We start from the raw sequence: 18,687 nt of genomic DNA, 5'->3' as shown, positions 1-18,687 counted from the left end.
GCGGTGTGGTGACTCGTCATCAGGAAACGCAACCTCAGGGGGAGGGCCGGGCGCGCCCGGTGAGGACGGGGAGGAGGAGGCTAGACGGCCATTCCGTACACGATGGTGAACAGCGTGCCGAGCGATCCGATGATGAAGACACCGGTCAGGCCCGCGACGATGAGGCCCTTGCCCTGTTCGGCGCTGAACGTGTCGCGCAGTGCCGTAGCGCCGATCCGCTGCTTTGCCGCGCCCCAGATGGCGATGCCGAGGCAGAGGAGGATGGCCACGGCCATCACGACCTCGATCATGATGCGGGCTTCGCTGCCGAGGCTCCCGAACGGGCCCCAGTTCGGCGCGATTCCGCCGATGATGGTGGTGATGTCGCCCTTTTCGGCTGCCAGGATCATTAAGTCACCGCCCCTGTTGGGAAGTTCGCCGCTCTGCCGGACGGCAGAGAGCATCGCCCTATCTTCGCTGATGAAACCGCCCCGGTATGTCGACTTGGCGGCTCTCTTTACCCGACTTCCGCACATGAGTCCGGTCCCACCGCTCTGACCTGCGATGCGGAGCGAAGGGGACCGGATTTATGCGGAAAGCCGTATCGTCACTCTGTGTATCACGGAGAGTGACTCCGGGCAATGACTGGCGTTAGGCACCTTGGCTCTGTTACGTGCGGGAAGGGCGTCCGCGCGCGTGGTGCAGGGACGCTGAGTGACCGTCATGGTCGCGCGGCCGGCCAGCCGGCCGTCGGCCCGGTCAGGGGTGGCGGGTGTCGAGGTCCGCGACGAAGTGGTCGAACTCGCCCGCTCGTACGCCGAGCACGAACGCGTCCCACTTGCGGCGGTTGGTGGTGACGACGGTGTCCGGGTCGCTGGTCTCGCGGAGGTGGACCAGGTCCTCGGGGCCCTCGCCGGGGCCGAAGGCGATCTCGATCCAGGGGCCAGGGCCCTCCGCGCCCTCGGGGGCGGCCCGGGTCCAGATGAGGGGGGCGGGGGTGTCCATGGGGCTCCTCCTTCTGCGGGGGTGGCGCGGCCGTCCGGGCGGCTCCACGGGCCAGCTTAGGGAGGGGCCCCGGGGGGCCGCACCGCTCGGCTTCCGGGCCGCGCCCCTCGGCAACCGGCCGCACCCCTCGGCTTCCGGGGCGGCTGCCGGTGAGAGGGTTGCTGCCGTACACACGTGACGAAGGGGTGCGGATGCGCAGCAACGGGGCGAACAAGGCAGGCGGGGCGGCGGTCGGGGCCGGGGCCGGGGCCGGGCAGGAGAAGGAGCAGGAGAAGGAGAAGCCGGGGTGGGGCTACGTCCTGTTCCTCTTCGGGATCCCCTCCCTCGTCATCCGGTGGACCGAAGGCCCCTGGAACTGGTGGGCGCTGCTGTGGGTTCCGCTGTACGTCGTCGGGGTCGGTGCGGCCGTCCACGAGTGGCGCCTGTTGGCGCGGGAGCGGTGGCAGCTGCCGTTCGTGGGGTGGGCCGCGCTGGTGACTGCCCACATCTCCGCACTCTTCTCGCTCAGCCTCGCGACGGGGGTGCTGCCGAAGTAACCGTGGGGGTGGAGTTGACGTCAACTCCCCCTGGGAGAGGTCCAGCACGCCTCGGTACAGTCGGCCGGGTGGAATCACTCAGGCCCCGCCAGGACCCGGCCAGCATCGGCGCGTACACCCTTCTCGCGCGTCTCGGGGCCGGTGGGATGGGGCAGGTGTACCTGGGGCGGTCGCCGGGTGGGCGGCTGGTGGCCATCAAGGTCATCCGGGACGAGATCACCGACCATCCGGAGGCGCTGTCCCGGTTCCGGCGCGAGGCGAACACCGTACGGGCCGTGCGCAGCGCCTACACCGCCAATCTGATCGACGCCTCGCTGGAGGGCGCGCCGTACTGGATCGCCACCGAGTACGTGAGCGGGCCGACGCTCGCCCGCGCGGTGCGGGAGCGCGGCGCCTTCCCCGCGGACACCGCGCGCGGGCTGTGCGCCGCGCTGGCGGAGGGGCTGGCGAGTGTCCACGCGTACGACGTGACGCACCGGGACCTCAAGCCGATGAACGTGATCCTGGCCGGCCAGGGCCCCCAGCTCATCGACTTCGGCATCGCGCGCGGCGTCGGGGACACGGCGCTGACCGTGACGGGGACGGCACCGGGCACACCGGGGTTCACCGCGCCCGAGGTGCTGATACGCAATCAGGTCGGGCCCGAGGCCGATGTCTTCGCGCTGGGTGCCACGGTGGCCTACGCGGTGACGGGCCGCCCGCCCTTCGGCAGCGGGCCGACGGACGCCGTCTCCTACCGCGCCGTGCACGAGCCGATAGACCTGGACGGGGTCACGGACACCGGGCTCGTCGAGCTGGTACGGGCGTGCGTGGCGAAGGACCACGTCGACCGGCCCACGCCCGGGGAGGTCATCCGTCGTTGCGCGGTCCGCATCGCGCTGGTGGACGATCCGTTCTACGGGGCGGTGGTGGGCGGACTCGGCGAGTCGGTGCCCGAGGCGCCCGACGTCCTGCACGAGCTGCCCACGGGAGGACCGGGGCTGGGGTACGTGCCGACGGTGGGCGCCGGGCCGGGGGGCACGTCGGCCGCGCCCGGCGGAACGGGGCGGCGCACCCGTCCTTGGCTGGTGGCCGCCGCAGTGGGAGCGGTGGTGGGGGTGTCGGTAGCCGGCGCGCTGTGGCTGCGGCCGCCGCCCGACGAGGGCGGGGCTTCCGGGACGCCGGGGGCGGGCGGGGCGCAGCAGACGGCGGGTTCGTCCACGCCCGGGGCGGGCGGGGCGGGACGGACGGGAGGTGCGAGCCCGGGTGACGGCGCGGGGACACGCGCACCCGGGGCCGGGGATGCCCCGAAGAGCGAGGAACCGGCCGGGCCGCCGCAGTACGTGGAGCAGACCGCCCCCGCCGCCCACTGGTGGAACGGGCTGCGGGACACATGCGCGCTCCCTCCGGAGGAGCAGGCCCCGCTGGACCTGCAGACCTCCATGCCGCGCAACGGCGCGCCCAGCGACATGCCGCCGGGCAAGGTGGAGATCGGTTACCGGCTCAAGTACTCCGTGGCGGGCGCGCCGCCGTACTACGTGGCCGTCGCCGTGAAGCCCGTGACGAAGGACGGCAAGGACAACACCGAACTCGGGGCCGTGAGCAAGGTGCTGAATCTGCACGAGGGCGGGGGCGAGGAGTTCAAGTCCTTCACCTACCCGGACGACTTCACGGCCAGGGTGGGCGGCAAGAGGCTGCCGGCCGCCCCGCTCTCCTCGTACACCGGCGAATGGACCGTCAGTTTCCTGCACGTCACGGCGCCCAAGGCGTACAAGGTCATCCAGTGCGAGGGGTTCATGTACCCACGCTGACGGGCCCGGCCGGGGCGCCACCGCGACATGCCTGCGGCGAAACGGACGTACAAACAGCTTGGATGGGGGAGGGTTGAGGGGTGCGCAAAGTCTGGGTTGCGAGCGGGATCGGGGTCGGGCTGTGCCTGGCCTTCCTCACGCTGCTCGTCGTCGGAACGTTCTCGGCGGCCGCTGGGCTGGCCGGGCAGGGTGGTGCCGGAGGACGGGCGGTCGCCCTCGCCAAGGGCGCGGTGCCCGCCCTGTACCAGCCCCTGGTGCAGCGATGGGGCAACCTCTGCCCCGCCATCAATCCCGCGCTGCTCGCCGCGCAGCTGTACCAGGAGAGCGGCTGGAACCCCAAGGCGGTCAGCCCGGCCGACGCGCGGGGGATCGCCCAGTTCATCCCCGGCACCTGGGCCGCCCACGGCGTGGACGGGGACCGCGACGGCGACAAGGACATCTGGGACCCGGCGGACGCCATCCCGTCGGCCGCCTCGTACGACTGCGAACTGGCCGGGTACGTGAAGAAGGCCCCGGGGGACCCGACCAACAACATGCTCGCGGCCTACAACGCCGGGGCGTACGCGGTCATCAAGTACGGGGGCGTTCCCCCGTACCCGGAAACCAAGAACTACGTAAAGATCATCCGTTCCCTCGAGCAGAGCTTCGCCAAGCCCGTCGGCCGGGTCGCGCCCTCGCGGCAGGCCGCCGCGGCCATCTACTACGCGCAGAAGAAGCTCGGCACCCCCTATCTCTGGGGTGGCAACGGCACCCCGGAACAGCAGGGGCGGTTCGACTGTTCCGGGCTCACGCAGGCCGCGTACCGGACCGTCGACATCGAGCTGCCGCGTGTGGCCAACGACCAGTACAACGCCGGCCCCCACCCCTCCCGCGAGGAACTGCTCCCCGGCGACCTCGTCTTCTTCTCCGACGACCTCACCAACTCGCGCAAAATCCGCCACGTCGGCATCTACGTCGGAGGCGGCTACATGATCAACGCACCCTTCACCGGTGCCGTCATCCGCTTCGACAAAATCGACACCCCCGACTATTTCGGTGCCACGCGTGTGACGGAAGCGGGTGCCGAGGCGCTGCCGACGGCTCGGCCGGAAGCCTGACGCGCCGTCGTACATGGCCGGAACTCTCTGTGACGACTTGCCTCTGAGCTGGGACGATGGATCAAGAGTCGATAACGTCATGGTGATCGTTCGGTGGAGAGTGGAACCCCGGTGGGGTGCGGTGCGTTCCCTGGGCGGGAACATCAGCAGTGTCCGTCGCACCGACCATGCGACGGCCATACGTACACGTACACGTGTGCGTCGAGGCGGCCGGGAGCTCCTTGCCGACCGACGCGACGAGGGACTGTCACGGGGGTGATGGACCCCGCTACGCACACCCCGTGCGTGCGGCGGGCGGACGCGCGGAAGCGACACAGCAAGGGCAAGGGGCCGTGCAGATGGCTGGACTAGCAGTGGAGGGGTCGAACCCCGACGTCAGCCTGCTCTACGACATCAACGGCATCGCCGCCGATGCGCCGGGCTGGGCCGACCGGACCGTGGAGTTCGTCGGTGAGTACGGGATCCTGCTCGGCCTCGTCCTGGTCGGCATCTGGTGCTGGTGGCGCGGCCGCGGCCGGGGCAGTGCCGAGGATTCCGTGGCGTCGGCGGCCGCGCTCGTGTGGGCGCCGCTGGCGGCCGGTATCGCCCTGCTGGTCAACATCCCGATCCGCGGATTCGTGGAGCGGCCACGGCCGTTCATGGAACACAGGGGCCTGGAAGTCCTGGTGGCGGGGAAGTCCGACTTCTCCTTCGTGAGCGACCACGCGACGCTCGCGATGGCGCTCGCCGTCGGCATCTTCATGGCCGACCGGAAGCTGGGCGTGGTGGCGCTCCTGCTGGCCGCGGTGGCGGGATTCTGCCGGGTGTACATGGGGGTGCACTACCCGACCGACGTGGTGGGCGGGTTCGCGCTGGGGACGGCGGTGACGCTGCTGCTCGCTCCGCTCGCGATGATGCTGCTGACTCCCGCGGTGGCGGCGCTCTCCCGGTGGGGTGCGACCGCCTCGCTCGTACGGAGCAGGCGGGCGCGGGACGCCGACGCCGAGCGCCGGGCCGCCGCACTGGCCGGTCAGGTGCGGGCGGCGGCCCGTGCACGGCACGAGGGGGACGGCGGCAGCGGGACGGACCGGGGGTTCAACGACCTCGCCGCGTGAGGGAACTGACGGGCACTCGGGGGCGCCGCTGGGCGCGGTGGGCGTGACGGTACAGCCCGGAGCGAGGAGATGGCGGTGCCGCCCCGGCGTGACGCGCACGACGGTGCCGCCCGGCGGCCTGGGTGGGCGCCGGGCGGTGGGGAGCGGTTCTCAGGGGTGCCGGGGCGGAGTCCGGGGGGAGGGCAGCGGATCAGGGGCGCCGTGGTGGGTGGTGGCGTCCTGGCGGGCCTTGTCGCGACTGCGGCGGGACGGTCCGCGCCAGCCGCAGGTGCAGTGGGCGTAGGCGAAGGAGCCGCGCTCAGCGGTGGTGGCGCGGTGGCAACTGGTGCCGGCCGGGGCCGACGGCGGGTCGTTCTGAGACACGCGTCCCACGGTACTTGGGACCGGAAAGCGGCGGGGGACCGGAGGTGCCCGGGAGGCGGCGGGGGCGTGAAGAGCTGGGGAGGCTGCCGGGTCTCGGGGTTTCGGGCTCGGGGTGGTGCCAGGTTCCGCCGGGGGTCGGATCGTGGTTGTTTCGTCGGGGTCGGGGCTTGAGGCGTGACGCAGGTGCGGGTGGGGTCGTTGTAGGGGCGAGCAGGGGGCTCTTACTTCGGAGGCGGCGGGATGGGCAGGGTCAGGGACGGGGCGGTCGGACTTGTTGCCGTAGCGGGGCTGGTGGGGACGACCGCCGGGTGCGGCGGCGGTGGTGCCGTCGCCGACGACCGGCCGGGCGCGGACCCGGCGGAGCTGGTCAGACGGGCGGCCGACACCGTGGTCCGGGCAGGCAGCGCGGGCTCGGTGCGCACCGGCATGGAGATGGCCGCCGGCGGGACCCGGGTCACCATCCACGGCGAGGGGACGTACGACTTCCGGGGCAGCACGGGGCAGCTGCGGCTGCTGCTGCCCACCGGGCCCGCGGGCCGGCCGGAGCGCCGGCCGATGGTCGAGGTGTTCGTCCCGGGCGCGCTGTTCATGAAGAACCGCGGCGCCGGCGTCCCCGCCGACAAGTGGGTGCGCATCGAGACCGCGGCCCTCCCGGACGGAAACCTGGTGACCGGCGGCGCGACCGACCCGATGGCGGCCGTCGAGCTGCTGCGGGGCGCGCAGCACGTGCGTTACGTCGGGAAGCAGGGCGGGCTGCGGCACTACCGCGGCGTCGTCGATCTGCCCCGGGCCGCGCGGGCCGCGTCCGCGGCGCAGCGCGGGGCGCTCGGGGCGGCGGCGAAAGGGTTCTCCAAGAAAGGGGTGCCGTTCGACGCGTACCTCGACCAGCGGGGGCGGGTGAGCAAGGTGCTCCACCGGTTCGGCTTCGTGAACGGGGGCAAGGACGTGGCCGTGGCGTCCACCACGTCGCTCGCGGCGTTCGGGAGGCCGGTGCGGATCGTGCTGCCGCCGGCCAAGGACATCTACGCGGGCAAGATCCGCCAGTAGCCGGGTGCCGGTGGGGGCCGTGCGTGGCCCCGGCGCACTCCGGCGTATGGCGAGGGCGGGTGGGGGTGAAATGGCCCGTCCGTGCCATGCGCGGCGTGTGTCCTTCTCCCTACGCTAGGAAGTCGGCCCGCGGCAGGAGCGGAGGCCGGCCGGATCGGCAAGGCCGGGAAGAGGTGATGCAGGTGGCTCTGATGCGTGGTGCGGCCGTACAGGACCGCATTGCTCTCGCCGAGATCGAACTGTGCGGTGAGCTGATGATCGCCGCCTCGTCCACGGACGGGGAACGGCTCAGCGCGGACCGGATCGACGAGGTGCTGAGGGCTGCGGCGAAGGAGTTCGAGTAGCCGGGCTGCCGAGAGCAGCGGGGCTTCCGAGCCGCCGAGTTGCCGAGAGCAGCCAGGCTGCCGAGCAGCCTGGTGGTCGCGGCCCGGAGGTGCGGGACGGGGTGAGGGGGAGGCAGCACCGGCTGCCTCCCCCTCACCCGTCGGCGTCAGCCCGCTCCGTCCGTCAGGTCCGCATCATCCGCGCGATCGCCTTCGTCGCTTCCTCGACCTTCTCGTCGATCTCCGCGCCGCCCTTGAGCGCCGCGTCCGCCACGCAGTGCCGCAGGTGCTCCTCCAGGAGCTGGAGGGCGAAGGACTGCAGGGCCTTCGTGGAGGCGGAGACCTGGGTGAGTATGTCGATGCAGTAGACGTCCTCGTCGACCAGCCGCTGCAGGCCGCGGATCTGGCCCTCGATGCGGCGCAGGCGCTTGAGGTGTTCGTCCTTCTGCTTGTGGTAGCCGTGCGTCACGGCGGCTTCGGAGGGCGCATCCGTCGTGGGCATGCTGGCCGCCTCTTCGGTGGTCGTCATCACGTCCTCCAGGGGTAGCAACGGGTGATCAAGGGAAAAGCAGGGTGGAGACAGCGGACATCAGCGGGAGGGCGACGAGATGCCGGCGCGGGGGGCCCACCGGGGGCTTCATACCCCTCGTGGGTATATTGTACGGCGCTTCCCGCCGGGCCGCGGGGCCCCGTGCCCGCCACTCTGCCCGATGGGCGACACTGAAGAACGCCGGTTAGCCGTGGCCGGATGATGCGCCTAGCATCAGCCTGACCGAATCCAATGCACCCCGAGGACCCCACGTGCGCTTTCGTCTGACCCCCCGGGAGACGAGCTTCTACGACATGTTCTCCGCATCCGCGGACAACATCGTCACGGGCTCCAAGCTCCTCATGGAACTGCTCGGAGCGGATATGTCCGCCCGGGCCGAGATCGCGGAGCGGATGCGGGCAGCGGAGCACGCGGGCGACGACGCCACCCACGCGATCTTCCACCAGCTGAACTCCTCGTTCATCACGCCGTTCGACCGCGAGGACATCTACAACCTCGCGTCGTGCCTGGACGACATCATGGACTTCATGGAGGAGGCCGTCGACCTGGTCGTCCTCTACCAGGTGGAAGAACTGCCCAAGGGCGTCGAGCAGCAGATCGAGGTGCTGGCGCGGGCGGCCGTGCTGACCGCCGAGGCGATGCCCGGACTGCGCACGATGAGCAACCTCACCGAGTACTGGATCGAGGTCAACCGGCTGGAGAACCAGGCGGACCAGATCCACCGCAAACTGCTGGCCCAGCTCTTCAACGGCAAGTACGACGCCATGGAGGTGCTGAAGCTCAAGCAGATCGTGGATGTGCTGGAGGAGGCGGCCGACGCCTTTGAGCACGTGGCGAACACGGTGGAGACCATCGCCGTCAAGGAGTCCTGAGCTTCGTGGACACCTTTGCGCTGATCGTGACCATCGGTGTCGCGCTCGGTTTTACGTACACCAACGGCTTTCACGACTCGGCGAACGCGATCGCCACCTCGGTGTCGACGCGCGCGCTGACTCCGCGGGCGGCGCTCGCGATGGCCGCGGTCATGAACCTCGCCGGTGCCTTTCTCGGGCAGGGCGTCGCGAAGACCGTCAGTGAGGGCCTGATCGAAACCCCGCACGGCCAGAAGGGCATGGCGATCCTGTTCGCCGCGCTCGTCGGCGCGATCGTGTGGAACCTCGTGACCTGGTACTTCGGGCTTCCCTCGTCGTCCTCGCACGCGTTGTTCGGCGGCATGGTGGGTGCGGCCCTGGCCGGTGGCACCGAGGTGATCTGGGGCGGCGTGCTGTCCAAGGTCGTCATCCCGATGTTCCTGTCGCCGTTCGTCGGCCTGATCATCGGCTATCTGGTGATGGTCGCGATCATGTGGATGTTCCGGAAGGCCAACCCGCACAAGGCCAAGCGCGGCTTCCGTATCGCCCAGACGGTCTCGGCCGCGGGCATGGCGCTCGGCCACGGCCTCCAGGACGCGCAGAAGACCATGGGCATCGTGGTGATGGCGCTGGTCATCGCCGATGTCGAGGGCCAGGACGACGCGATTCCGATCTGGGTCAAGGTCGCCTGCGCGGTGACGCTCTCGCTCGGTACGTACGCGGGCGGCTGGCGCATCATGCGGACCCTGGGCCGCCGGATCATCGAGCTGGACCCGCCGCAGGGCTTCGCTGCGGAGACGACCGCCGCTTCGGTGATGTACACCGCCTCGTTCATGTTCCACGCACCGATCTCGACGACGCACGTGATCACTTCCGCGATCATGGGTGTCGGCTCGACGAAGGGCCCGCGGGCCGTGCGCTGGGGCGTGGCCAAGAACATCGTCATGGGCTGGTTCATCACGATGCCGGCGGCGGCGTTCGTGGCCGCCGTCAGCTTCTGGGCGGTTCAGCTCGCCTTCGGGTAGCGGCTGCTGCTTCAGGGCTGTTGTCGTACGAGGGGCCCGCTTCCGGTGCGTACCGGGGCGGGCCCTTTCGCTTGCGCACCGGGGCGGGCCCTTTCGCTGTCCTGCCGCGCGGGTCCCGGCCCCTGCCGCGCGGGTCCCGGCCCATGGCTTCGCCCCGCCCGGCCTTGTGGGCCCGACGGGGCGAAGTGGTCTCGCGGTGGCACCGCCATGCAGCACCGCGAGGGTCTTGGGGGGTGGCGGCTCAGCCGAAGCGGCCGGAGATATAGTCCTCGGTGGCCTGGACGGACGGGTTGGAGAAGATCCGCTCCGTCTCGTCGATCTCGATCAGCTTGCCGGGCTGCCCGACCGCCGCGAGGTTGAAGAAGGCCGTGCGGTCGGAGACGCGGGCGGCCTGCTGCATGTTGTGCGTCACGATGACGATCGTGAAGCGCTCCTTCAGCTCGCCGATCAGGTCCTCGATCGCGAGGGTGGAGATCGGGTCCAGGGCCGAGCAGGGCTCGTCCATGAGCAGGACCTGCGGTTCGACCGCGATGGCACGGGCGATGCACAGGCGCTGCTGCTGGCCGCCGGAGAGGCCGGAGCCCGGCTTGTTGAGGCGGTCCTTGACCTCGTTCCAGAGGTTGGCGCCCTTGAGGGACTTCTCGACGACGTCGGCCAGCTCGTTCTTCTTGTACGAGCCGTTGAGGCGCAGGCCCGCCGCCACGTTGTCGAAGATCGACATGGTGGGGAACGGGTTGGGGCGCTGGAAGACCATGCCGACGGTGCGGCGCACGGAGACGGGGTCGACGTTGGACGCGTACAGGTTCTCGTCGTCCAGCAGGACCTTGCCCTCGACGCGACCGCCGGGGGTGACCTCGTGCATCCGGTTCAGGGTGCGCAGGAAGGTCGACTTGCCGCAGCCGGACGGGCCGATGAAGGCAGTCACGGAGCGGGGCTCGACGGTCATCGAGATGTCGTCGATTGCCTTGTGGGTGCCGTAGAAGGCGGAGAGTCCGGAGACGTCGATTCGCTTTGCCATGATGACGGTCACTTCGCTTTCAAAGGTCGCGTCAGCGACCGGTCTTGGGAGCCTTCCAGCGGGCGATGCCGCGGGCCACCAGGTTGAGGATCATGACGAAGGCGATCAGGACCAGGGCGGCTGCCCAGGCGCGGTCGTAACTCGCCTCGCTGCCGACCCGGTACTGCTCCCAGATGTAGAAGGGGAGCGAGGACTGGGCGCCGTCGAAGGGGTTCGTGTTGATCAGCTGGGAACCGAAGACCAGCAGCATGATCGGAGCGGTCTCACCGGCGATGCGGGCGACGGCCAGCATGACGCCGGTGGTGATGCCGCCGACGGCGGTCGGCAGGACCACCTTCAGGATCGTGCGCCACTTCGGTACGCCGAGGGCGAGGGAGGCCTCGCGCAGCTCGTTCGGCACCAGCTTGAGCATTTCCTCGGTGGAGCGGACCACGACCGGGACCATCAGGATCGACAGGGCGAGCGCGCCCATGAAGCCGGAGACCTGGAGCTGGAACATCAGCATGATCGCGAGGAGGAAGAGGCCCGCGACGATGGACGGGATGCCGGTCATGACGTCCACGAAGAACGTCACCGCCTTGGCGAGCGCGCCCTTGCCGTACTCCACCAGGTAGACGGCCGTCAGCAGGCCGATCGGGGCGGCGATCAGGGTGGCGAGACCGACCTGTTCCAGGGTGCCGATCAGGGCGTGGTAGACGCCGCCGCCCACCTCGAAGCCGGGCACGCCGGCCATCGAGTGGGTGAGGAAGTAGCCGTCGAGGACCTTCATGCCGCGGCTGATCGTCGTGAACAGCAGCGAGGCCAGCGGGATGATCGCGAGGAGGAAACAGACCCAGACGACGCTGGTGGCCACGCGGTCCTTGGCCTGGCGCTTGTCCTCGACGACGGCGCTGGCCGTGTAGGTCACCGCGACGAACAGCACGGCCGCGATCAGGCCCCACTGGACCTTGCTCTGCCAGCCCGCGAGCGTGCCGACGCCGACGGCAAGGGCGAGCGAGAGGGCGGCGAAGCCGAACGGGGACCAGCGGGGGAGGCTCTTGCCCGCGAGGGTGCTCGCGAGGGGGGCCGGGGTGGGGCGGGTGTCCTGGGTCATCGTTGCCTGGCTCATGCGTTGGCCCCCGAGTACTCCTTGCGGCGGGCGATGATCAGGCGAGCCGCGCCGTTGACGATCAGGGTGAGGACGAAGAGGACGAGACCCGAGGCGATGAGCGCGTCGCGCCCGAACTCGTTGGCCTCGTCGAACTTCGCGGCGATGTTCTGCGCGAAGGTGCCGCCGCCCGCGTCGAGCAGGTGCGGGGAGATGAGGAAGCTGGGGGAGAGGACGGTGGCTACTGCCATGGTCTCACCGAGTGCGCGTCCCAGGCCGAGCATCGACGCGCTGATCACGCCGGAGCGGCCGAAGGGCAGGACCGAGAGGCGGATGACCTCCCAGCGGGTGGCGCCGAGGGCGAGTGCGGCTTCCTCGTTCATCTTCGGGACCTGGAGGAAGACCTCGCGGCTGACGCTCGTGACGATCGGCAGGATCATGATCGCGAGGAGGATGCCGACGGTGAAGAGGTTGCGGGCCGCGCCGGTCTCGGTCTTGTCGAAGATCTGCGTCCAGCCGAAGAACGTGTCCAGCCAGGAGTTCAGACCCGTGAGGTACGGGACGAGGATCAGGGCGCCCCAGATGCCGTAGATGATCGACGGCACCGCGGCGAGGAGGTCCACCACGTACGCGAGGGGCGCGGCGAGCCTGCGGGGCGCGTAGTGCGAGATGAAGAGGGCGATCCCGACGGCGATCGGGACGGCGATCACCATCGCGATGACGGAGCTGACGACCGTGCCGTAGAGGAGTACGGCGATGCCGAAGACCGGGGGGTTTCCGGTCGGGTTCCAGTCGAAGGTGGTGAGGAAGTTTCCCTCGTTCTTCGAGAGGGCGACCGCGGCGCGGAAGGTCAGGAACGCCGCGATGGACGCCATGACCGCGAGCAGGAGGATGCCGGAGCCGCGGGAGAGGCCGAGGAAGATCTTGTCGCCGGGGCGGGCTGCGGTGCGCTCCTTGGCGAGCGGTGGAGGTGCCGGGGGCGCGTCCGGGGGTGTCACTGTGGTGGGCATGGCGTGTCTTTCCGGTCTGGGATGGGAGCGGATGCGTGGGCCGTTCCCGGGCGGCGGTGCACCGGATGGGTGGGGCGGGGGGAGTGCGGGAGCGGGGTGTACGGAGCCGGGGATGCGGGGGCGGCCCGGTCGGGGCCGGCCCCCGCACCCTGGGTTGTTCCGGAACTGGGTTGTTTCGGAACTGGGTGGTTCAGGCCGGGGTTACTTCAGGCCTGCGACGGTCTCGCGGACCTTGGTGATGATCTCGGTGGGGATGGGGGCGTAGCCGGCCTCGGTCAGGACCTTCTGGCCCTCGTCGGAGGCGGTGTAGGTCAGGAAGGACTTGACCGTGCCCAGGCTGTCGGCCTTGTTGCCCGTGTCGCAGACGATCTCGTACGTGACCAGGACCAGCGGGTACGCGCCTTCGGCCTTGGTCGCGTAGTCCAGGCTCAGCGCCAGGTCCTTGCCGGTGCCCTTGATCTTGGCGGCGGCGATGGCCTTGGAGGCGTTCTCCGAGGTGGCGGCGACCGGGGCAGCGGCGCCCGTGTCGATCTTCACCGTGGGGATGGACTGCGAGGTGGCGTAGCTGAGCTCGAAGTAGCCGATGGCACCTTCGACCTGCTTGACCTGGGCCGCGACACCGGAGGAGCTGGGGGCGCCCTGGCCGCCGGCGGCGGGCCACTTCTTCTCCGCCTCGTACTTCCAGTCGGAGGCGGCGGCCTTGCCGAGGTACTTGCCGAGGTTCTGGGTGGTGCCCGAGTCGTCGGAGCGGTGGATCGACTGGATCGCCGAGTCCGGGAGCTTGACGCCCGGGTTCAGCTTGGTGATCGCCGGGTCGTTCCACTTCTTGATCTTGCTGTCGAAGATCTTGGCGAGGGTCGGGGCGTCCAGGACCAGGTTCTCGACGTTCGGCAGGTTGTAGCCGATCGCGACCGGGCCGCCGACCATCGGCAGGTTGATGCCCTGGCCGGTCTTGCAGGCCGCCTTCGATGCGGTGACCTCGTCGGGCTTCAGCGCGGAGTCGGAGCCGGCGAAGCCGACGGTGCCCTGGGTGAAGGCGTTGATGCCGTCGCCGGAGGAGGAGCCCTTGTAGTTGATCTCCACGCCCTGGCAGGCGGCCATGTAGTTCTTGACCCAGAGGTCCATGGCGTTCTTCTGCGCGGAGGAGCCGGAGGCGAGGAGCTTGCCCTTGGCGCCGTCGCACTTGACGTTCTTGGCGGCGGCGGAGTTGCCGGTGCCGCCGGTGCCGCCGGTGTTGTTGTCCGAGCCGCACGCCGTGAGGAGCAGGGCGCCGGAGACGGCGAGGGCGCCGAGTGCGGAGGCGCGGAGCCGGTTCTTGCGCTGGAGCTTCATCACTCTCTGGTTCCTTCCGGGTGCCGCCGGGCCCTGGGGCGGGCGGCGTGCGTGGGATGTCCTTGTGCTGCCGTCGTGTGGTGCGCGCTACGTGGTGAGCGCTACGTGTCGAGCGCTACGTGTTGAGCGTGGTGCCTTCGGCCGGGGGCCGGGCACCTCGTAGGTACGAAATTAGGCAGAACAGGTGACGCGGCCTACGGGGGAGAGTGAACGTGAGGTGAACCGTGGCGGGCGGAGGGGTGCCGGGGGCTCCGCCGGGGGGTGGGGGCCATTCGGGTGGGCGGGGCCGGGGGTGTGGGTCCGCGGGGGTGGCGGGGCCGGGGCGCACGGGGCCGCCGGGGGGCGCGGGTCCGCCGGGGACCGGGGTGGGCGGGACAGGGGTGCACGGCTCCGCCGGGGGCCGCCCCCTTGCCCGCCCGTTCCGCCCCCGGGGGCGGCCCCGCCGCCCAAGGGGGCTGGGGAGGGGGGAGTTAGTGCGGGAGGGAGGTGAGGAGGGGGCGGTCGTGGGGGTGGGTGAGGTGGGGGGTGGCGGCTTTCGGGGGGAGCCAGAGGAGGCGGTCCACTTCCGCGTTGGGGACGAAGGAGCCGGTCGTGGCCTCCGCGGCCCAGTACATGACCTGCTTGGGCCGCCCGTGCGCCATGTACCGCACCGTCGGCAGCTGCGCCCCCGGCACGCACTCGTACCCGGTCTCCTCCCGCACCTCCCGCAGCGCCCCCGCCAGCGGGTCCTCGCCGCGCTTGAGCTTGCCCTTCGGGTGCGACCAGTCGTCGTACCTGGGCCGGTGCACGAGGCAGACCTCGATGCCGTCGCCGTGCGGTGCCCGCCGCCACAGCACGCAGCCGGCCGCCAGCACCGTACCCGCGCCGGTCCTCATCCCCGCATCGCCTCCCTCGTCTCCCTGGTCGCGTCCGCCGCGAGCCGCCACTGCCGCTGGAAGGCGAAGCGGGCCGCCTCCACCTCGTGGCGCTGCTCGGAGTGCAGTACCCCGAGCGCGTACGCCGTGGCGGGGGCGATGCGGGCGGTACGGGCGGCGGCCGCGGCGGCCGATGCCGCTTCGGCGGCGTCGCGGTGCCGGTCGAGCGTGCGGCTCGCCTCGGCGAGGACGGTGGTGTCGCCGCCGGTGACCTCCTGGGCGTACCGGTGCAGGCGCAGCAGCAGGCGGACCTGGTGCCAGGGGGAGTCCTGGCCGTCGTGGGCGGCCTCCGCGTTGTACGGGCGGGCCGCGCGGCCCAGCGGCAGGACGTCCACCGCTTCGGTCAGCCGGTGCGCGGCGTGGGCGGCGTACGGGGCCGGGTCGCCGGGAGTCACCGGCGCCTCGGAGGCGAGCACCGCCACCGCGTCGGCCACCGCGTGGAACCGCGACGAGCCGAGCGCCTGGAGGGCGGCGGAGTGCGCGCGGGTACGGGCGAGGGTGAGCTGCCGTTCCAGGAGCGCCCCGGCGCGGGCGATACCGAGCGCGGTCTCCCGCGACAGCGTGGGGGCGGCGGGCCCGGAGGCGGAGGACCCGGCCCCGGTCGGCGCGGACCGGGAGCCGGCGGGTCCGGAGGGGAAGGGCCCTGTCCCGGGCGGCGCGGAATGGACGGCCTCGGTCCGAGGCCTCGTCGGCTGGGCCGGCTGTGGCAGTGGTGCCGGGGAGTCCAGGCGTTGGAGGGCGTCCAGCAGGCGGGACAGCTGGGAAGCGTGGGCGTGTTCGCGGGCCAGGGTGCCCGAGAGCCAGGCCAGTTCGGCGCGCAGGGGGTCCGCCCAGGCCCGGTCCGTCAGGGGCCGGAACGTGTGCAGCGCGCCGCCGATCCGCCGGGCCGCCCGGCGCATGTCGAGTGCGGAGCGCGTGGAGAGCACCGGATCGGTGGCCTCCGTGCCCTCCCGGTGCCGTCGCAGCGCCCGCAGGAACTCGGCCGCCTGGGCGTGCAGATAGGGAGCGAGGGGGCCGTCGTCCGTACCGCCGGGCATCAGGGCCCCGGCCGTGGTGCGGAGGTGGCCGGTAAGTATGGGATCCGGTACTCCGGTGGTGGCTGGTTCATGGCGTGGCACGTCGGCGCCTCCGGGCGTCGATCAGCATTTCCTGTACGTGGCGCAAGGGGTGTCCGTCCGCGTCCGTCGAGTGGCGGGTCCAGTTGCCGTCCGGGCCGAGGTGCCAGGAGGCGGTGGTGTCCGACATGCCGGTTTCGAGGAGGCGGCTGAGCGCTGCCCGGTGCGCCGGGTCGGTGACCCGTACCAGCGCCTCTATCCGGCGGTCCAGGTTGCGGTGCATCATGTCCGCGCTGCCGAACCAGATTTCGGGCTCGCCGCCGTTGCCGAAGGCGAAGATCCGGGAGTGTTCGAGGAAGCGGCCGAGGACGGACCGGACCCGGATGTTCTCCGAGAGGCCGGTGACGCCGGGGCGGACCGCGCAGATGCCGCGTACCCACACGTCGACCGGTACGCCCGCCTGGGACGCCCGGTAGAGCGCGTCGATGATCGCCTCGTCGACCATCGAGTTGACCTTGATGCGGACGTGGGCGGGGCGGCCGGCCAGGTGGTGGACGGCCTCCTTGTTGATGCGGGAGATCAGCCCGTCGCGCAGGGACTTGGGGGCGACCAGCAGCCGGCGGTAGGTCTCGCGGCGGGAGTAGCCGGAGAGCCGGTTGAAGAGGTCGGAGAGGTCCGCGCCGACCTGCGGGTCGGTGGTGAGCAGGCCGAGGTCCTCGTACAGCCGGGCCGTCTTGGGGTGGTAGTTGCCGGTGCCCACGTGGCTGTAGCGGCGGAGCGTGTCGCCCTCCTGCCGCACCACCAGCGACAGCTTGCAGTGCGTCTTCAGCCCGACGAGGCCGTACACGACGTGGCAGCCGGCCTCCTCCAGCTTCCGCGCCCATTTGATGTTGGCCTGCTCGTCGAAGCGGGCCTTGATCTCCACCAGGACGAGAACCTGCTTGCCGGACTCGGCCGCGTCGATGAGGGCGTCCACTATCGGCGAGTCGCCCGAGGTCCGGTACAGCGTCTGCTTGATGGCGAGGACGTCCGGGTCGGCGGCGGCCTGTTCGAGGAAGAGCTGGATGGAGGTGGAGAAGGAGTCGTACGGGTGGTGCAGCAGGACGTCGCGCTCGCGCAGGGCGGCGAAGATGTCGGGCGCGGAGGCCGACTCGACCTCGGCGAGGTCGCGGTGGGTGCCCGCGATGAAGCGCGGGTACTTGAGCTCGGGGCGGTCGAGTCCGGCGATGCCGAAGAGGCCGGTGAGGTCCAGGGGGCCGGGCAGCGGGTAGACCTCGGAGTCCGAGACCTTCAGCTCCCGCACCAGCAGGTCCAGTACGTACGGGTCGATGGACTCCTCGACCTCCAGGCGCACCGGCGGCCCGAAGCGGCGCCGCATCAGCTCCTTCTCCAGGGCCTTGAGGAGGTTCTCGGCGTCGTCCTCCTCGACTTCGAGGTCCTCGTTGCGGGTCACCCGGAACATGTGGTGCGCCAGCACCTCCATCCCCGGGAAGAGCTCCTCCAGGTGGGCCGCGATGACGTCTTCGAGCGGTACGTAGCGCTCGGGGGTGACCTCCAGGAACCGCGAGAGCAGCGGCGGGACCTTCACGCGGGCGAAGTGGCGGTGCCCCGAGACGGGGTTGCGCACCACGACGGCCAGGTTGAGGGAGAGGCCGGAGATGTACGGGAAGGGGTGCGCCGGGTCGACGGCGAGGGGGGTCAGCACCGGGAAGATCTTCTGCCGGAAGAGGGTGAACAGGCGCGCCTGTTCCTTCTCCGTCAGGTCGGGCCAGCGGATGAGGTGGATGCCCTCGTCGGACAGGGCGGGCGAGATGTCCTGCTGGAAGCAGGCGGCGTGCCGGGCCATGAGTTCGCGCGACCGGGTCCAGATGAGGTCCAGCACCTCGCGGGGCTGAAGTCCGGACGCGGAACGGGTCGCGACGCCGGTCGCGATGCGCCGCTTGAGTCCGGCGACCCGGACCATGAAGAACTCGTCCAGGTTGCTGGCGAAAATCGCCAGGAAGTTAGCCCGTTCGAGGAGGGGTGTGGAGGGGTCCTCGGCCAGTTCGAGGACGCGCTCGTTGAACGCGAGCCAGCTGCGTTCGCGGTCCAGGAAGCGGCCCTGGGGGAGGGGTGCGCTGGTGCCGTCGCCGTACTCGGCCTCTTGGTACATGTGGACGTCCGCGTCGAGGTCGGGGTCCAGCCCGGCAGCCGATCGCGCCGACCCGGAACGGGAGCCGTAACCGACGCGCGTGAACGGCCGGTGGGCGGCTATCGCTCCTACGGAGGGCTGGGGGCGGGACGGGGTACCTGAAGCGCCGCCCGGCCCATCCACCGGTTCTTCTGCCGTCTCAGTGGCGGACGCGCCCTGTGTCCGACCGGCGGACGTGCCTTGTGACCGGTCCGTGGACGTCCCCTGTGACCGGTCCGCTGACGCGTCCTGTGACCGGTCCGCTGACGCGTCCTGTGCCTGGTTTCGTGGCCGGGTCTGCTTCTGAGCCTGCGGCTGCCCGTCGGCCGGGGGCTGCGGGTCCGGCTGGGCGTGCTGGACGGGGACCTCGGCGTCGGGGCGGTGCTTCGGCTGCTGGCTCATACCCCCATTCTTCCGCGCGGGGCCCTCGGCGGGCGCGCC

The 18,687-nt window shown here is 70.9% G+C and carries 19 protein-coding genes; 8 read left to right on the top strand and 11 right to left on the bottom strand.

Going from position 1 to position 18,687, the window contains the following annotated elements; all coding sequences use genetic code 11:
- Positions 1-80 precede the first annotated feature (80 nt).
- Positions 81-389, bottom strand: coding sequence for a hypothetical protein (locus tag ACFWVV_RS11130; RefSeq protein WP_384346002.1), 309 nt, complete (start codon positions 387-389; stop codon positions 81-83).
- A 349-nt stretch (positions 390-738) separates the two neighbouring features.
- On the bottom strand, positions 739-984 hold the full coding sequence (locus ACFWVV_RS11125; RefSeq protein WP_384345999.1) for a DUF397 domain-containing protein: 246 nt from the start codon (positions 982-984) through the stop codon (positions 739-741).
- A gap of 191 nt (positions 985-1,175) precedes the next feature.
- On the opposite strand from ACFWVV_RS11125, the gene ACFWVV_RS11120 reads away from it, so the two are divergent.
- The 4 genes from ACFWVV_RS11120 to ACFWVV_RS11105 all read left to right on the top strand — a co-directional run bounded on the left by ACFWVV_RS11120 (position 1,176) and on the right by ACFWVV_RS11105 (position 5,501).
- Positions 1,176-1,520: a hypothetical protein gene (locus tag ACFWVV_RS11120; RefSeq protein WP_384345996.1), complete on the top strand. Its 345-nt coding sequence runs from the start codon at positions 1,176-1,178 to the stop codon at positions 1,518-1,520.
- 68 nt (positions 1,521-1,588) lie between these two features.
- Positions 1,589-3,310, top strand: coding sequence for a protein kinase (locus ACFWVV_RS11115; protein WP_384345993.1), 1,722 nt, complete (start codon positions 1,589-1,591; stop codon positions 3,308-3,310).
- Between the two features lie 80 nt (positions 3,311-3,390).
- Positions 3,391-4,407: an NlpC/P60 family protein gene (locus ACFWVV_RS11110; protein WP_384345991.1), complete on the top strand. Its 1,017-nt coding sequence runs from the start codon at positions 3,391-3,393 to the stop codon at positions 4,405-4,407.
- A gap of 338 nt (positions 4,408-4,745) precedes the next feature.
- Positions 4,746-5,501: a phosphatase PAP2 family protein gene (locus ACFWVV_RS11105; RefSeq protein WP_384345988.1), complete on the top strand. Its 756-nt coding sequence runs from the start codon at positions 4,746-4,748 to the stop codon at positions 5,499-5,501.
- Between the two features lie 150 nt (positions 5,502-5,651).
- Here ACFWVV_RS11105 and ACFWVV_RS11100 read toward each other — a convergent pair whose 3' ends face one another.
- Positions 5,652-5,864, bottom strand: coding sequence for a hypothetical protein (locus ACFWVV_RS11100; RefSeq protein WP_384345985.1), 213 nt, complete (start codon positions 5,862-5,864; stop codon positions 5,652-5,654).
- Positions 5,865-6,104: 240 nt separating this feature from the next.
- Between ACFWVV_RS11100 and ACFWVV_RS11095 the strand changes: the two genes are divergently transcribed.
- Positions 6,105-6,911, top strand: a complete 807-nt coding sequence (locus tag ACFWVV_RS11095; protein WP_384345981.1) for a hypothetical protein — start codon at positions 6,105-6,107, stop codon at positions 6,909-6,911.
- Positions 6,912-7,093: 182 nt separating this feature from the next.
- Positions 7,094-7,255 (top strand): hypothetical protein, encoded by a 162-nt coding sequence (locus ACFWVV_RS11090; protein ID WP_384346060.1) that lies wholly within the window; start codon positions 7,094-7,096, stop codon positions 7,253-7,255.
- A 163-nt stretch (positions 7,256-7,418) separates the two neighbouring features.
- Here ACFWVV_RS11090 and ACFWVV_RS11085 read toward each other — a convergent pair whose 3' ends face one another.
- Positions 7,419-7,763, bottom strand: a complete 345-nt coding sequence (locus ACFWVV_RS11085) for a metal-sensitive transcriptional regulator (protein WP_384345978.1) — start codon at positions 7,761-7,763, stop codon at positions 7,419-7,421.
- A 272-nt stretch (positions 7,764-8,035) separates the two neighbouring features.
- Between ACFWVV_RS11085 and ACFWVV_RS11080 the strand changes: the two genes are divergently transcribed.
- Both ACFWVV_RS11080 and ACFWVV_RS11075 read left to right on the top strand, forming a co-directional pair.
- A complete protein-coding gene (locus tag ACFWVV_RS11080) occupies positions 8,036-8,656 on the top strand; it encodes a DUF47 domain-containing protein (protein ID WP_384345975.1) in 621 nt (206 codons plus the stop codon).
- A 5-nt stretch (positions 8,657-8,661) separates the two neighbouring features.
- Positions 8,662-9,660: an anion permease gene (locus ACFWVV_RS11075; protein ID WP_384345972.1), complete on the top strand. Its 999-nt coding sequence runs from the start codon at positions 8,662-8,664 to the stop codon at positions 9,658-9,660.
- A gap of 241 nt (positions 9,661-9,901) precedes the next feature.
- On the opposite strand, the gene pstB is transcribed toward ACFWVV_RS11075, so the two are convergent.
- From pstB to ACFWVV_RS11040, 7 genes are all read right to left on the bottom strand, one after another.
- A complete protein-coding gene (gene pstB, locus ACFWVV_RS11070; protein ID WP_384345970.1) occupies positions 9,902-10,678 on the bottom strand; it encodes a phosphate ABC transporter ATP-binding protein PstB in 777 nt (258 codons plus the stop codon).
- Between the two features lie 31 nt (positions 10,679-10,709).
- On the bottom strand, positions 10,710-11,786 hold the full coding sequence (gene pstA, locus ACFWVV_RS11065) for a phosphate ABC transporter permease PstA (protein WP_384345966.1): 1,077 nt from the start codon (positions 11,784-11,786) through the stop codon (positions 10,710-10,712).
- Positions 11,783-12,775: a phosphate ABC transporter permease subunit PstC gene (gene pstC, locus ACFWVV_RS11060; protein WP_384345963.1), complete on the bottom strand. Its 993-nt coding sequence runs from the start codon at positions 12,773-12,775 to the stop codon at positions 11,783-11,785. The genes pstA and pstC overlap by 4 nt, the downstream gene beginning before the upstream one ends.
- Positions 12,776-12,976: 201 nt before the next feature.
- On the bottom strand, positions 12,977-14,107 hold the full coding sequence (gene pstS, locus ACFWVV_RS11055; RefSeq protein ID WP_384345960.1) for a phosphate ABC transporter substrate-binding protein PstS: 1,131 nt from the start codon (positions 14,105-14,107) through the stop codon (positions 12,977-12,979).
- 470 nt (positions 14,108-14,577) lie between these two features.
- The gene (locus tag ACFWVV_RS11050) at positions 14,578-14,982 is read right to left on the bottom strand and encodes an NUDIX hydrolase (protein ID WP_384345958.1); all 405 of its coding nucleotides are present in this window, start codon (positions 14,980-14,982) and stop codon (positions 14,578-14,580) included.
- Positions 14,979-16,058 carry a CHAD domain-containing protein gene (locus ACFWVV_RS11045; RefSeq protein WP_384345955.1) on the bottom strand — a complete coding sequence of 360 codons (1,080 nt, stop codon included), beginning with the start codon at positions 16,056-16,058 and terminating at the stop codon, positions 14,979-14,981. The genes ACFWVV_RS11050 and ACFWVV_RS11045 overlap by 4 nt, the downstream gene beginning before the upstream one ends.
- 67 nt (positions 16,059-16,125) lie before the next feature.
- Positions 16,126-18,648 (bottom strand): RNA degradosome polyphosphate kinase, encoded by a 2,523-nt coding sequence (locus ACFWVV_RS11040; protein WP_384345952.1) that lies wholly within the window; start codon positions 18,646-18,648, stop codon positions 16,126-16,128.
- Positions 18,649-18,687 lie beyond the last annotated feature (39 nt).

It is taken from the genome of Streptomyces sp. NPDC058663 (genome assembly GCF_042716745.1).
Taxonomy (GTDB): domain Bacteria; phylum Actinomycetota; class Actinomycetes; order Streptomycetales; family Streptomycetaceae; genus Streptomyces.
This window is presented reverse-complemented; position numbering and strand designations above follow the sequence as displayed.